Consider the following 13,367-nt stretch of genomic DNA (forward strand, 5'->3'; position numbering starts at 1 on the left):
GCCCCGACCGGCCCCCCCGTCTCCCCGGCCTCCGGCGTGCGGTTCGACCGTCCGCCGGAGCCCGACGACTACCCGTTGCAGGCGCCCGACCCGCGCGTCGCGGCCGACGTGCCGACCCCTCCGGAGGGCACCAAGGTGTGCGTGGCGTGCCGTGCGGGCCGGGTCGACCACGACGGGTACTGCGAGAACTGCGGGCACGCCCAGCCGCGCGAGCGCGACCACATGGAGCAGGACGCGGGCCCCGTCGCCGCCGTCAGCGACCGCGGCCTGCGCCATCACCGCAACGAGGACGCGTTCTCCGTCGGCTGCACCGCGCTGTCCGACGGCCGGCCCGCGGTCGTGGCGATCGTCTGCGACGGCGTGTCCTCGGCGACCCGCCCGGACGCCGCCTCGCTGGCCGCGTCCCGCGCCGCGAGCGAGTCGCTGCTGACCGCCCTGCCGCGCGGCACCCACCCGCAGCAGGCCATGCACGACGCGATCGTCGCCGCCTCGAACGCGGTGAACGCCCTGGCCAACGAGCCGGCCACGGCCCGCGAGCACGCCCCCCACCAGAACGCGCCCGCCTGCACGATCGTCGGCTCCGTGATCACGCCCGAGCTGCTGATCGTCGGCTGGGTCGGCGACAGCCGCGCCTACTGGGTCCCGGTGGACCGCAGCACTCCCCCGGCCCGGCTCACCGAGGACGACTCCTGGGCGGCGCAGATGGTCGCCGCGGGCCTGATGAACGAGGCCGAGGCGTACGCCGACGAGCGCGCCCACGCCATCACGGGCTGGCTCGGCGCGGACGCCTACGAACTGGAGCCGCACACCGCTTCCTTCAAGCCGGACCGCCCGGGTGTAGTGGTGGTGTGCACGGACGGGCTGTGGAACTACGCGGAGGCGGCCGAGGACATGGCCGACGTCGTACCCCTCGACGCCGCCGCGCGCCCCCTGCACAGCGCCCAGGTGCTCGTCGGTCACGCGCTCGACGGCGGGGGCCACGACAACGTAACAGTGGCCGTCCTGCCGTTCCCGGCGCCGCCGATGGGGGCAGGATCGGCCTGAGGCCTGCTGCGGGGACGGCCTCATCGGACCGGAGGGGACCGGTCCGTCGACAGCCATGGCCCCACTGCGGGGTTCATTAGGGGGATTTGAGAACGTATGGCCAATTTCTCGAAATCAAACGTGCCGCAGTTCTCGGTGGACGTGTACCAGAACGAGTACCTGCCGGAGGGCGGTCGCGATGTCAACGCGATCGTCACGGTGACCGCGACCGGCGGCGGCACGGTCGGCAGCGCGGTCGCCGCGCCCCACCTCTACGCACCGGGGCAGGGCCCGTCCGCGGCCGTGGCGATCATGGTCGACTGCTCGGGTTCGATGGACTACCCGCCGACCAAGATGCGCAACGCCCGCGACGCCACGGCCGCCGCGATCGACACCCTGCGCGACGGCGTGCACTTCGCGGTGATCGCCGGCACGCACGTGGCCAAGGAGGTGTATCCGGGCGGCGGCCGCCTCGCCGTGGCCGACGCCACCACCCGCGACCAGGCCAAGCAGGCACTGCGCCGGCTCAGCGCGGGCGGCGGCACCGCCATCGGCACCTGGCTGCGCCTCGCCGACCGGCTGCTGTCCTCGGAGGACGTCGCCATCCGGCACGGCATCCTGCTCACCGACGGGCGCAACGAACACGAGTCGCCGGAGGACCTCAAGGCGGCGCTCGACGCGTGTGCCGGACGCTTCACCTGTGACGCCCGCGGCGTGGGTACCGACTGGGAAGTGAAAGAAGTCACAGCGATCGCCTCGGCCCTGCTCGGCAGCGCCGACATCGTCGCCGACCCGGCCGCTCTGGCCGCCGACTTCACGCGGATGATGGAGACGGCGATGGGCAAGGAGGTCGCGGACGTCGCCCTGCGGCTGTGGACGCCGGTCGGTACGACCATCAAGTTCGTCAAGCAAGTCGCGCCCACGGTCGAGGAGTTGACCGACCGCCGCACCGAGGCCGGCCCGCGCGCCGGGGACTACCCCACCGGCTCCTGGGGCGACGAGTCCCGTGACTACCACGTCTGCGTCGAGGTCCCGGCCGCCGGCCTGGGCCAGGAGATGCTCGCCGCCCGGGTCTCGCTGGTCGTCCCGCAGCCCGACGGCACCGCGCAGAACCTGGGCGCCCAGGGGCTCGTACGGGCCGTATGGACCGAGGACATGGTCGCCTCGACGTCGATCAACCCCCAGGTCGCCCACTACACCGGCCAGGCCGAACTGGCGCAAGCCATTCAACAAGGGCTTGATCTTCGCAAAGCGGGGGATATCGATGGAGCAACGGCCAAACTGGGCCGCGCCGTTCAGCTCGCCAGCGCCTCCGGAAACGCGGATACGGCGAAACTCCTTGCGAAGGTGGTGGACGTGGTCGACGCCGCGGCGGGTACTGTGCGACTGAAGGCGAAGGTCGCGGAGGCCGACGAGATGACTCTCGAGACACGGTCTACAAAGACTGTTCGTGTAAAGAAGTGACGTAGCAGGACCCAGCAGGACCCTGAAAAGGATCGAGCCTGACCCCTTGGGGTTGGAGAAATCCGGTCGAGAGCGACCGGAAAAGAGAGGGGGAAGCGCCGACATGCCGACCTGCCCGAACGGACACCAGTCGGGTTCCGACGACTGGTGCGAGGTCTGCGGTCACCGCATGGCCGGTGCCGTACCTCCGCCCCCTCCGCCACCCCCGCCCGGCGGCGGCTACGGATTCCCGCCGCCCGGCGGCCCCGGTCCCGGCCCGTCCGGTGGCCCGAACGCCGGTCAGCCCGGCGGCCGTCCGCACCTGTCCGCCGTACCGAACGCCGAGCCGGAGCTCTGCCCGCAGTGCCGTACGCCCCGTGAGGGCGGCGCGCCGTTCTGCGAGGAGTGCCGGTGGAACTTCCTGACCAACACGGCGACGTCGTACACGCCCGCGGCCCCGCGCCCGCCGGCGCCGGGCGGCCCGGGTCTGCCGTCCCACTTCCAGCAGCAGTCGGGGCCCCCTCCGTCGTTCGGCGGCGGTGACTCCTACGACTACCAGGGCTCGCGCCCGTCCCAGATGAACCGCCCGGCGGAACCGATCCCGCCGTTCGGCGCGGAGCCGCCCGCTCAGGGTGGACACGGCGGTCCCGGTGGACACGGCGGACACGGCGGTCCCGGCGGCATGGGTGCCCCCGGTCAGGGGCAGGGACCTGGCGGTCCCGGTGGCCCCGGCGCCTTCGGTCCCGGTCCGGGTGGTCCCGGCGGCACCAACCCCGGCGGTCCGGGTGCTCCCGGCGGCCCCGGAGGCATGGGCGGCCCTGGTCAGGGCCCCGGAGGCATGCCTCCCGGCGGTCCCGGTGGCATGCCCGGCCAGCCTGGCCCCGGAGGCATGCCCGGCCCGGGTGGTCCGGGTGGTCCGGGAATGAACGCTCCCTCCGGCTTCGGCGACCCCTCGCGGCAGGCTCCGCCCCCGCCCGGCCCGACCCAGCCCGGCGGTCCCGGCGCGACCGGCGGTGCTCCGCAGGCGTTCCATCCGGCCGGCCCCGGTCCCTCCGCCCCCTCCGGGGCCCTGACCAGGGCCGCCCATGCCTCCGGGGCCGCCGGGAGCACCCGGACCGCCGGGGTTGGTGCCCCCGGCGCTCCCCCGCAGGGCGGCTACGGCTATCCGCCGCCCGGCGCGACGCAGGCCCCGCCGCCCGGCCACGGCTACCCGCAGCAGCACGCCGGACCAGCGACCTGGCTGGCGACCATCGGCCCGGACCGTGAGTACTTCATGGCGATGATGCAGCGCTCCGGCCCCGAGGCCGCGGGCCTGAACCTGCCCGCGTACTCGCCCGAGCAGCAGCGCACGCTCACCGGCAACCAGGTCACCATCGGCCGCCGCCGTCACTCCACCGGCGAAAGCCCCGACATCGACCTGTCGGTGCCGCCGGAGGACCCGGGCGTCTCGCACCAGCACGCGGTCCTGGTCCAGCAGCCGGACGGCACCTGGGCGGTCGTCGACCAGAACTCGACGAACGGCACCACGGTGAACGGCTCCGAGGAACCGATCCAGCCGTTCGTGCCGGTGCCGCTCCAGGACGGCGACCGGGTGCACGTGGGCGCCTGGACGACGATCACCATCCGACGCGGCTAGCCGCCCGAGCCCCGGGAGGGGTCGGTCGTACGGTGTTGAAGGCCCGTGCGACCGGCCCCTCCCGGCGTTTCAGCCGGGCAGCGTCCAGGCGTACGGCCCCTCGGGGTCGTCCAGCCACGCCCACTCGTGCTCGCCGTGCACCGTGATCCCGAACCGCTCCCGCTGCGGCCGGCCCTCGCGCTCCCACAGCGTGTAGGCCTCCTGCGGATCGAGGCTGCCGCGGGTCAGGGCGAGCAGGAAGCGGAACAGCTCGTGCTCCCTGGCCCTGCGCGGCAGCCCTGCCACGTGCGGGGGCTCCGGCTCGCACCGGCTGCCGCCGCGCAGCGGCACGAAGTAGGCGGGAGTGTGCAGGAAGCGCCCTTCGGCGTGCTCGGCGTCCTGTACGGCGAGCGTGACCAGGCCCGTGGCGAGCGGGGTCAGGATCCGGGCGTCCGGGCGGCACTGGGCGAGCCAGGCACGCGGGATCGACGGCAGGGTGCAGGTCGCGATGATGCGGTCGAAGGGGGCGCGCTCGGGCACGCCGCGTGCGCCGTCGCCGGTGACGACGACGGGGTGGTACCCGGCGGCCGCCAGATGCCGTCGCGCCGACTCGGTGATCTCCGGCTCCAGGTCGATGGTGGTGACGAGGTCGTCGTCGCCGAGCCGGTGGGCGAGCAGGGCGGCGTTGTAGCCGGTGCCCGCGCCGATCTCCAGGACCCGGTCGCCGTCCGCCACCTCCAGCGCGACCAGCATCATCGCCATCAGGGACGGCTGGCTGCTGGAGGACAGCAGCTCGCCGTCGCGCAGCCGGGTGGCCAGCGGGGTGTCGGCGTAGGCGCCGCGCACCCAGCGCTCGCGGGCGGCCGGATCGGGGTTCTCGCCCCAGTGCCGCTCGTAGCCCGCGGCGACGCCGACGTAGTAGTAGGGCACGAACAGGTGGCGCGGAACGGCGCCGAAGACCTCCCGCCACACGGGGTCGGCTGCCCATGCCCCGCCGGCGTCGATCTCACGCACCAGGGCGGCCCGCGCCGAGGCGGCGAGGTCCTCCAGGTCCTTGTCGAGAGCGTGCGCGCTCATACGTCCACTGTCCTGCGGGAGACCGTGCGAGGCGAGCGTCCCGCCGGACGATCCGGAACGCGTCACTCGGGGGTCGGGGGCGGCTGGTCCTAAGCCTTGAGTCCTCGGTCGCCGCGTCTGAGACCATGGACGGGTGAATGAGATTCGGCGCGGCACGCTTCAGGAGCAGACCTTCTACGAGCAGGTCGGCGGGGAGGAGACCTTCCGCCGCCTCGTCCACCGTTTCTACGAGGGTGTCGCCGAGGACCCGCTGCTGAAGCCCATGTACCCCGAGGAGGACCTGGGCCCGGCCGAGGAGCGCCTGACCCTGTTCCTGATCCAGTACTGGGGCGGCCCGACGACGTACAGCGAGAACCGCGGCCACCCCCGCCTGCGCATGCGCCACGCCCCCTTCACCGTCGACCGCGCGGCGCACGACGCCTGGCTGAAGCACATGCGGGTCGCCGTCGACGAGCTCGGCCTCTCCGAGGAGCACGAGCGGACTCTGTGGAACTACCTCACGTACGCGGCGGCGTCGATGGTGAACACGGCCGGCTGAGCCGACGGTCAGCGGACGCTGACGTCCAGGGCGCCGAGTCCCGTACGCCGTACCGCGATCGACCCGTACGGCGTGCGCAGCCGTAGCCACGCACCGGACGAGAACAGCGCCAACTCCCCGGTGGCGCGCAGGAATCCCAGCGACTGGGCCGCGTGCACGGCCCGCACCGGCAGATCGGTGTCCCCGACGGTCCGGGACCAGATCTCCCGCCCGATCCGGTCGAGTTCGGCCCGGGTACGCAGCTCGGCCGCGAGTTCCTGGGTCCGCGAGCGGAACTCCGCGACGCCCGCACCGATCATCGCCCGCAGGGCATCGGGCGCGGGCAGCCCCGGCACCGGACGCCATCCGCCGCGCGGCGGAAGCACCCCGGCCCACGGCGGCCCGGTCACGGCCCCCGGCACGAGGGCGGTGGCCGCCGACTCGTCGACGGACTCCAGCAGCTCACCTGCGGAGACGGTCACATCCAGAGTGACGTCGAGCCCGTTCTCGTACGGCTTCGCGAGGCGCACCGCGCGGATCGCCAGCACCTCGAAGGACGGCGGGCGCCCGAAGACGGCGAGCGCGGTGCCGGCCGCCTGGAGGCGAACGGCSGCGCCGCGGTCGTAGTGGAGCAGCCGGGAGAGGAAGGCCGCGAGGTCCGCTGCCTCCCCCTCGTCGGCGAGGTGGAGGACCGTCATGCGGCGACGGCCTCCTCCTCGCCCGCTTCATCGTCCGTGTATTCGCGCAGGAATTCCTTCTCCTCCGCGGTGAGCCGGCGCGGCCGTTCCGCCTCGAAGTCGAACGGCACGACCACCGTCGAGGCCCGGACATAGACCACGTCGTCGTCCTTCACCTCGCAGGTGATGGTGAAGGACGCGGCCCTGATCTCGCTGATCCACAGCTCGATGTCCACCGGGTGGTGCCGGTGCACGAGCTGCCGTTTGTAGTCGATCTCGTGGCGCGCCACCACCGACCCCTGCTTGAAGTCCTTCTCGGGACGGAACAGGAAGTCGATACGGGCTTCCTCCAGGTATCGGACAAAGACCGCGTTGTTGACGTGTCCGTACGCGTCCATGTCGGACCAGCGCAGGGGGCAGCGGTAGATGTGGCGCAAGATCGATCAGCCCCGGGTCAGCTTCTTGTAGGTGGCGCGGTGCGGACGGGCGGCGTCCGGGCCGAGCCGCTCGATCTTGTTCTTCTCGTACGACTCGAAGTTGCCCTCGAACCAGAACCACTTGGACTCGCCCTCGTAGGCGAGGATGTGCGTGGCCACTCGGTCCAGGAACCACCGGTCGTGGGAGACGACCACGGCCGCGCCCGGGAACTCGAGCAGCGCGTTCTCGAGACTGGACAGCGTCTCGACGTCCAGGTCGTTCGTCGGCTCGTCGAGGAGCAGCAGGTTGCCGCCCTGCTTGAGGGTGAGCGCGAGGTTGAGGCGGTTGCGCTCACCGCCGGAGAGGATGCCGGCCGGCTTCTGCTGGTCGGGACCCTTGAAGCCGAAGGCGGAGACGTACGCCCGCGAGGGCATCTCGACCTGGCCGACGTTGATGTAGTCGAGCTCGTCGGAGACCACGGCCCACAGGGACTTCTTCGGGTCGATGTTCTCGCGGCTCTGGTCGACGTAGGAGATCTTGACGGTCTCGCCGACCTTGATGGAACCGGAGTCGGGCGTCTCCAGACCCTGGATCATCTTGAAGAGGGTGGTCTTGCCGGCGCCGTTCGGGCCGATGACACCGACGATGCCGTTGCGCGGCAGCGTGAAGGAGAGGTCGTCGATCAGAACCTTGTCGCCGAAGGCCTTGGAGAGGTTGTTGACCTCGACCACGATCGAGCCCAGCCGCGGGCCCGGCGGGATCTGGATCTCCTCGAAGTCCAGCTTCCGCATCTTGTCGGCCTCGGCGGCCATCTCCTCGTACCGCGCGAGACGGGCCTTGGACTTGGCCTGACGCCCCTTGGCGTTGGACCGCACCCACTCCAGCTCTTCCTTGAGCCGCTTCGCGCGCTTGGCGTCCTTCTGGCCCTCGACCTTGAGACGGGTCTGCTTGGTCTCCAGGTACGTGGAGTAGTTGCCCTCGTACGGGTAGGCACGGCCGCGGTCGAGCTCAAGGATCCACTCGGCGACGTTGTCGAGGAAGTACCGGTCGTGGGTGATGGCCACGACGGTGCCCGCGTACTTGGCGAGGTGCTGCTCCAGCCAGTTCACGGACTCGGCGTCGAGGTGGTTGGTGGGCTCGTCGAGGAGCAGCAGGTCGGGCGCCTCCAGCAGCAGCTTGCACAGCGCGACGCGGCGCTTCTCACCACCGGAGAGGTTGACCACGGGCCAGTCGCCGGGCGGGCACCCGAGGGCGTCCATGGCCTGCTCCAGCTGGGCGTCGAGGTCCCAGGCGTTGGAGTGGTCGAGGTCCTCCTGAAGCTTGCCCATCTCGTCGAGCAGCGCGTCGGAGTAGTCGGTGGCCATCAGCTCGGCGATCTCGTTGAACCGGTCGAGCTTGCCCTTGACCTCGGCGACACCCTCCTGGACGTTCTCCAGGACCGTCTTGTCGTCGTTCAGCTTCGGCTCCTGCATCAGGATGCCGACGCTGTATCCCGGCGACAGGTACGCGTCACCGTTCGACGGCTGCTCGAGGCCCGCCATGATCTTCAGAACGGTCGACTTACCGGCACCGTTCGGGCCGACGACGCCGATCTTCGCTCCGGGGAGGAAGTTCAGGGTGACGTCGTCGAGGATCACCTTGTCGCCGTGCGCTTTGCGCGCCTTGCGCATGGTGTAAATGAACTCAGCCAAGAGAAACCGTCCGGCAGCTTGAAATCAGGCAGTGGGCAGATACACCCCATCTTGCCCGACCGCCACCCCTGGGGGGAAACGCGTATAGCTGGGGCGCTCTGACCTGGGGTTTCACTTCTGACAGCTCTGGCTCGGCTGTCAACGTCGGTCGCCGCCGGTCGGCCTCGGACGCCCTCGCACGGCCCAGGGACGGCCCAGGAAATGATCACTGGGCAGACGTCCGCCACTCATCCAGCCTGACCCTCACCTGATGGTTGTGGCTGTGCCAGAAGACTTTGCCCTCCAGGGAGGCCCCGAGAGCGGGCAGCTCCATCCCTAGCGGCATGGCCGAGATCTCGGCCAGCGCCACGGCGTCGGGCACACCTGCTATACGTATGAAGACGCCGAAGGGCTGTCGGCCAATGACCTCTCCAGTTATGCGGGTCCCCACCGGTAGAGCTGCGACGGTCGCCGCCCAGCTCCCGATAACTGCGTCTGCGTCCGGCAGATCCGGGCCCGTGGGCCATGCGTACTCATCCATCAACAGATCATGGTGCAGTGAGCGACAGAGGCATAGAAGATGCGGGCACGCCCTGGTGGGGTGGGTCGATGACGCCCTGCCGGCACCGTGCCCGACTGTGGAACGTCGCTGCCGTCCGCCGTGTCGTTGCCGTCAGTGCTGCCGTCACTGCCGTCGGCTGCAGAGTCGTGCGGCCGTCGCTCTAAGGAGTTCCCACCAGCGGTTGAGGGGCCACGGGCTCGACTGCTCGACCCGGCCGAGGTGGATGCATGACGGACTCCCCATGTACGGCTGTGCGCCGCTGTTGCCGTCACCCACTGCCATCATGCGTCCATCCATACAGCCTCTCAACACCCATGCATGTCAGCATGATTCGCGACACGCGCTGCTGGAGACAACCTCTGGTACAGGATCCGCCGTGGGGGGTTGACATGCCTAATTCCAGCTCTCGCTTCTCGAGGACAATGCGCAGCATCGTTCACAGCCTCGATCTCTATGTGACCTTGGTCGCGGCGATCATATTCGGATTCCTAGGACTGGCCGGGAAAGCCTCACAAGAGGTAATCGCCTCCGGCGTCCTAGCGATACTGACACTGGTAGGATTCTCGCTTCTCAGGATTCGCTTACAGGGCGAAAAGATCAYCGAGTCCCTCGCATCGATCAGCGCTCGATCGAGCGCCGACCACTTCTTTACTTCAGTGGATGACGGTGAAGAAATCAAGGAAATGATCTCATCGTCGCGAGAGGTATGGCTTCACGGCTGGACGCTGGAGCTGCACCTAGTTTCGTATGCGAGCGAAATACGGAAAGCAGTGACGAAGGGGCTTCACATAAGGATCCTCGTGATCGAGCCTGGAAGCGCAGCCATGGCCATAGCGGCCAGCGAGGCAGATAACCGAAGCGCCAGCGAGCTCAGCGCCAACCTGGAATCCAACCTGAGAAGACTCGTGACACCGTTCGCCGGACCGGTTGCCGGGAAGCTGGAGATCAGGACCCTTACGCACGTTCCTCACTACACGGTTATTGCGTCTGATCCGGCAGGGGACAAAGGCAAAATCATCATGCGCATTGCTACGTTCCACGCCGAGCACTGGCAGCGCCCAACCTTTTCCGTTACTCGGCAGAACGACGCCACATGGTACGAGTTCTTTAAGGTCCAGTTCGAAAAGAAGTGGGAGTCCGCAAATTCCTACGCTTCCCTGCCTTAGTCCGCCTATGTCTGGGATCGGTCGACCCGTGAACCCATCACTACATAGACGCCCGAACGTGCCGGCCACGGCCTCAGGAAACTCGTACTCCTCAGGGGCCGGACGGAGCCACAAACGTGCCGGTGTCATCCACGATGACTCCATACGCCTCAAACTCATCCTTGAGGCGGTCGAAATCGTGGATTCGTTCACTGAAAAGTTCCGTCGTGCCCTGATCTGATCGCGCAATGCGCATAGCGATCATGCGAACAACGAGAGCGGCCACGGAACTGACGAGGTAAGTCTCCGTTGGATCCGGGAATTGACCACGGTCGAAATGCTTGATCGTGTTGTAATTGTTCGCAATTGCCCGCGCGAGACCAGTATCCGAAGTGCAGATACCCGACCAATCCCACCCGGACTTCTTGAGGCAGCGATACATGTATGTAGCTGTCGTGGGCCTTCCCCCATGGCTATACGTCGCAGATTCCCCATCCACGTCACCAATCAAGCCGCCAGCGGCCTCCATACTCATGGCCGCATTCACGACCAAGTTCTCGAGAATTGCTCCGGGCCGATTCAATGCGCTGACCGCAGGGTGAATGAAGCGAGACCACTCGTCGTACTTCTGCGCCCAACACTCTAGCCCACGAGATGACGTAGTCTTGAAGTCGGTGAGTGGGCGGATTAGCTTGTTTCGGGAGGGTGCGGGCTTTGAGTTCTCTTTCACCGTGCTTCGACTGATCAGCTGATAGAATGGTTATTCGGCGACTCGACCGTTAAGCGTCTTCCCGGTGAATAGGGGATCCCTGATGTCGTGGTGACGGAAGTAGATGGCACAGCCGAAGATAAAAGATAGCAGCGCGGCGACCTTTCGGTGCTCTGCTAGATGCGTATCGATCGACTGAGGTTCATCGAATGAGCTGGTAAGTGACACGGTTTCGTTCACTGTCACGCTATTTCGCTCAGGGTCGATATTCCAGCCGCTACCAAAGTTCATTGTGGCGGACTGCTGTCGCCATGACACCTCGTGCAAGAAGGTGCGCGGCACTCTCGTCTACGCCCCGCCCAAGCGAGGCAAACTCCGTGACGTCCCCCTCGACCCCGAGGTGTCGGCCGCGCTCCAAGAGCACATGGACCGCTTCCCGCCCGTCGAAGTGACCTTGCCCTGGCTGACGCCGACCGGCCCCAAGGTGACACACCGGCTGGTCTTCACGAGCAGCATTGGTGCAGCCATCTGGAGCCAAGGGTTCAACGACCAGGCATGGAAGCCCGCTTTGGCATCGGCCGGCATCATCCCTGCCCCTGAGAAGGGCGAGCGGTACGCGGCGGCCCGCGAACACGGCATGCACGCCCTACGCCACTTCTACGCCTCGGTCCTCCTGGACGCCGGAGAGAACATCAAGGCCCTGAGCCTCTACCTCAGCCACAGCGACCCTGGATTCACGCTCCGCGTCTATACGCACCTCATGCCATCCAGCGAGACTCGAACCCGCAAGGCAATCAGAAGTATGTACGAAGCCGCCAGTAGGGCCCGATCACGAGCCGCTTGAATCCCCGTTCGACAAGCACCAAAACCCCCATGGGCCGTCTGTCCACTGGGCATCATGAGAGCGAGTTCCGAAATGCGTCCGGGCGACCTGTGGGGGCAGGTATGGGGGATGGTCTGACCGCGTTGATCGCTGCACTCGTTGGTGTCACGGGCACGTTGCTAGCTCCCATCTTCTCCCAGCGCATCGTGACTCGTGTGCAGGAGGGCCAGTTCGAACGCCAACAGGAGGCCATGCAGGCCCAATGGGCGAGAGATCAGGCGGAAGCTCGGCTCTCGGAGCGACGAGCCTGCTACGTCGCAACCAACGCGGCCTATCGGCGCTACCGCATCCAACTCATGAACTACCTATGGGACGTCCATCTGGGCAACGTCACGGACGTCGCCCGGGATGAGCTGGAAGCAGCACGGCACGCCCATCATGCTGCGTTCGCAGAAGCCCAGCTGACCGCCTCGACACCCGTACTTGCGGAGTTGGACGCCGTGGCGAAGGAGCTCGCCGGCGCCTATCGACGGATCAAGTGCTTGGAGGAGGGCAACCCGATGGCGAACGGCTCGTTCGAGGACATCGAGAAAGATCTTCAACGTCTCTGGGACCGCTGGAAGGACATGCGTACACGAATGCGCACCTGCCTCGGCGTCGAAGAAGCCGCACCGACTCCACAGGTGGAGCCATGAACGCATGACGGCCCAGAGACGGCCCAGTCTGCCTGAGACGGCCCCTCATCGGCGGGAAACCTGCTGGTGAGGGGCTGTTTCATGCCCTCTCGCGGCAAGTAACACCCCATCTTGCCGTACCGCCACCCCTAGGCGGAAACGCGTTTGACCGGGGGGCTGTGACCTGGGGCTTGCCTGCTGGAGGACTCCCGGACCGTGGGCGCGTCGTCGGCCGTCAGGGTGCTGTCCGAGTGATGCGCCACAGGCGGCGGGGCAGGTCGCCCTCCTCGGATGTGTGGACCTCATCCAAGGTCCAGCCGTCGGCCAGGGCGTCGCGACCGTGCCCGGCACCCAGTTCCCACCACTTGCAGGAACGGTGTGATTTTACGGCGTGTCGTCCGAATATGTCTAAGTTTTTCACATTAGCCTTTCGTAACTGTACGGAGTCGATCTCTTACGGATCGCACCCACCTCACTCCATCGGAGATGACATGCACAAGCTTCACAAGGCTGCCGTCGTGGTCGTCGCCCTTGGCAGCGTCGGCCTGCTGAGCACCGGCACGGCCACTGCCCAGGGCCTCGACGGGCACGGCGGCAAGGGCGGGGACAAGGTCAGCGTTCTGCAGAGCTCCAACTGCAAGTCGCACGACCTGAACCTCGACGTCCTCGGCCAGGTCGGCATCCTCAACGGCGCGCTGGGCAACGCGCTCAACGGCGAGGGCAACACGGGCGCGCAGGACACCCACATCGGCTCGACGATGGGCTGCGACAACAGCGCGTTCTGAGTCAGTCCTTGGTACGGGGCTTCCGGCCACGTCCCACGCGGTGACGAACTCGGCGTGCGGCGTGGACGGGTGCCGACCGGTGCACCAGGCGAGACCTAACCGGTGGAGTACGGGCCGCGACCGACGGTCCAAGGGTTGTTCCGCCGAAGTAAGCGCTCCGGCACCCGGATATCCCGGAAAAGCGGCAAGGGGCCTGATCCATGAAGGTGGATCAGGCCCCTTGTCGTGTG

Annotated in this window: 14 protein-coding genes and 1 pseudogene; 8 read left to right on the plus strand and 7 right to left on the minus strand. The window is 67.9% G+C overall.

Annotation, left to right across the window (positions count from 1 at the left end; translation table 11 throughout):
• From EAO75_RS35870 to EAO75_RS35880, 3 genes are all read left to right on the plus strand, one after another.
• A partial coding sequence (locus EAO75_RS35870) for a PP2C family protein-serine/threonine phosphatase (protein WP_148000480.1) occupies window positions 1-1,044 on the plus strand: 1,044 nt, incomplete at its 5' end.
• 96 nt (window positions 1,045-1,140) lie between these two features.
• Window positions 1,141-2,487, plus strand: a complete 1,347-nt coding sequence (locus EAO75_RS35875) for a vWA domain-containing protein (protein ID WP_147999316.1) — start codon at window positions 1,141-1,143, stop codon at window positions 2,485-2,487.
• A gap of 103 nt (window positions 2,488-2,590) precedes the next feature.
• Complete coding sequence (locus EAO75_RS35880) at window positions 2,591-4,102, plus strand: FHA domain-containing protein (RefSeq protein WP_147999317.1); 1,512 nt, start codon at window positions 2,591-2,593, stop codon at window positions 4,100-4,102.
• 69 nt (window positions 4,103-4,171) lie between these two features.
• On the opposite strand, the gene EAO75_RS35885 is transcribed toward EAO75_RS35880, so the two are convergent.
• Window positions 4,172-5,158, minus strand: coding sequence for a methyltransferase domain-containing protein (locus EAO75_RS35885; protein ID WP_147999318.1), 987 nt, complete (start codon window positions 5,156-5,158; stop codon window positions 4,172-4,174).
• 133 nt (window positions 5,159-5,291) lie between these two features.
• On the opposite strand from EAO75_RS35885, the gene EAO75_RS35890 reads away from it, so the two are divergent.
• The gene (locus tag EAO75_RS35890; protein ID WP_147999319.1) at window positions 5,292-5,696 is read left to right on the plus strand and encodes a globin; all 405 of its coding nucleotides are present in this window, start codon (window positions 5,292-5,294) and stop codon (window positions 5,694-5,696) included.
• 8 nt (window positions 5,697-5,704) lie between these two features.
• Here the strand turns inward: EAO75_RS35890 and EAO75_RS35895 are convergent, their stop codons facing one another.
• From EAO75_RS35895 to EAO75_RS35910, 4 genes are all read right to left on the minus strand, one after another.
• On the minus strand, window positions 5,705-6,373 hold the full coding sequence (locus EAO75_RS35895) for a hypothetical protein (RefSeq protein WP_147999320.1): 669 nt from the start codon (window positions 6,371-6,373) through the stop codon (window positions 5,705-5,707).
• Window positions 6,370-6,789, minus strand: coding sequence for an acyl-CoA thioesterase (locus EAO75_RS35900; protein WP_147999321.1), 420 nt, complete (start codon window positions 6,787-6,789; stop codon window positions 6,370-6,372). Before EAO75_RS35900 ends, EAO75_RS35895 begins: the two co-directional genes overlap by 4 nt.
• A gap of 6 nt (window positions 6,790-6,795) precedes the next feature.
• Window positions 6,796-8,460 (minus strand): energy-dependent translational throttle protein EttA, encoded by a 1,665-nt coding sequence (gene ettA, locus EAO75_RS35905; RefSeq protein ID WP_147999322.1) that lies wholly within the window; start codon window positions 8,458-8,460, stop codon window positions 6,796-6,798.
• Window positions 8,461-8,665: 205 nt separating this feature from the next.
• Window positions 8,666-8,980: a hypothetical protein gene (locus tag EAO75_RS35910; RefSeq protein ID WP_222724016.1), complete on the minus strand. Its 315-nt coding sequence runs from the start codon at window positions 8,978-8,980 to the stop codon at window positions 8,666-8,668.
• 443 nt (window positions 8,981-9,423) lie between these two features.
• On the opposite strand from EAO75_RS35910, the gene EAO75_RS35915 reads away from it, so the two are divergent.
• A complete protein-coding gene (locus EAO75_RS35915; protein ID WP_147999323.1) occupies window positions 9,424-10,167 on the plus strand; it encodes a hypothetical protein in 744 nt (247 codons plus the stop codon).
• Between the two features lie 91 nt (window positions 10,168-10,258).
• Here the strand turns inward: EAO75_RS35915 and EAO75_RS35920 are convergent, their stop codons facing one another.
• Together EAO75_RS35920 and EAO75_RS48720 are read right to left on the minus strand one after the other, a co-directional pair.
• On the minus strand, window positions 10,259-10,693 hold the full coding sequence (locus tag EAO75_RS35920) for a hypothetical protein (protein ID WP_147999324.1): 435 nt from the start codon (window positions 10,691-10,693) through the stop codon (window positions 10,259-10,261).
• 213 nt (window positions 10,694-10,906) lie between these two features.
• The gene (locus EAO75_RS48720) at window positions 10,907-11,146 is read right to left on the minus strand and encodes a hypothetical protein (protein WP_410092589.1); all 240 of its coding nucleotides are present in this window, start codon (window positions 11,144-11,146) and stop codon (window positions 10,907-10,909) included.
• A 34-nt stretch (window positions 11,147-11,180) separates the two neighbouring features.
• Here EAO75_RS48720 and EAO75_RS35925 point away from each other — a divergent pair.
• The 3 genes and pseudogenes from EAO75_RS35925 to EAO75_RS35940 form a co-directional block, all read left to right on the plus strand.
• A pseudogene (locus tag EAO75_RS35925) lies at window positions 11,181-11,699 on the plus strand (tyrosine-type recombinase/integrase); the annotation flags it as partial.
• Window positions 11,700-11,800: 101 nt separating this feature from the next.
• Window positions 11,801-12,373 (plus strand): hypothetical protein, encoded by a 573-nt coding sequence (locus tag EAO75_RS35930; RefSeq protein WP_147999326.1) that lies wholly within the window; start codon window positions 11,801-11,803, stop codon window positions 12,371-12,373.
• Between the two features lie 470 nt (window positions 12,374-12,843).
• Window positions 12,844-13,137, plus strand: coding sequence for a hypothetical protein (locus EAO75_RS35940; RefSeq protein WP_147999327.1), 294 nt, complete (start codon window positions 12,844-12,846; stop codon window positions 13,135-13,137).
• Window positions 13,138-13,367 lie beyond the last annotated feature (230 nt).

The sequence above is a fragment of the Streptomyces sp. UW30 genome, from assembly GCF_008042075.1.
Lineage (GTDB): Bacteria > Actinomycetota > Actinomycetes > Streptomycetales > Streptomycetaceae > Streptomyces.

Excerpts from the sequence above, each read along its gene's own strand:
- EAO75_RS48720 (WP_410092589.1), bottom strand. The coding sequence starts at position 11,146 with ATGAACTTTGGTAGCGGCTGGAATATCGACCCTGAGCGAAATAGCGTG.
- EAO75_RS35930 (WP_147999326.1), top strand. The coding sequence starts at position 11,801 with ATGGGGGATGGTCTGACCGCGTTGATCGCTGCACTCGTTGGTGTCACG.
- EAO75_RS35885 (WP_147999318.1), bottom strand. The coding sequence starts at position 5,158 with ATGAGCGCGCACGCTCTCGACAAGGACCTGGAGGACCTCGCCGCCTCG.
- EAO75_RS35880 (WP_147999317.1), top strand. The coding sequence starts at position 2,591 with ATGCCGACCTGCCCGAACGGACACCAGTCGGGTTCCGACGACTGGTGC.
- EAO75_RS35940 (WP_147999327.1), top strand. The coding sequence starts at position 12,844 with ATGCACAAGCTTCACAAGGCTGCCGTCGTGGTCGTCGCCCTTGGCAGC.
- EAO75_RS35910 (WP_222724016.1), bottom strand. The coding sequence starts at position 8,980 with ATGGATGAGTACGCATGGCCCACGGGCCCGGATCTGCCGGACGCAGAC.
- EAO75_RS35875 (WP_147999316.1), top strand. The coding sequence starts at position 1,141 with ATGGCCAATTTCTCGAAATCAAACGTGCCGCAGTTCTCGGTGGACGTG.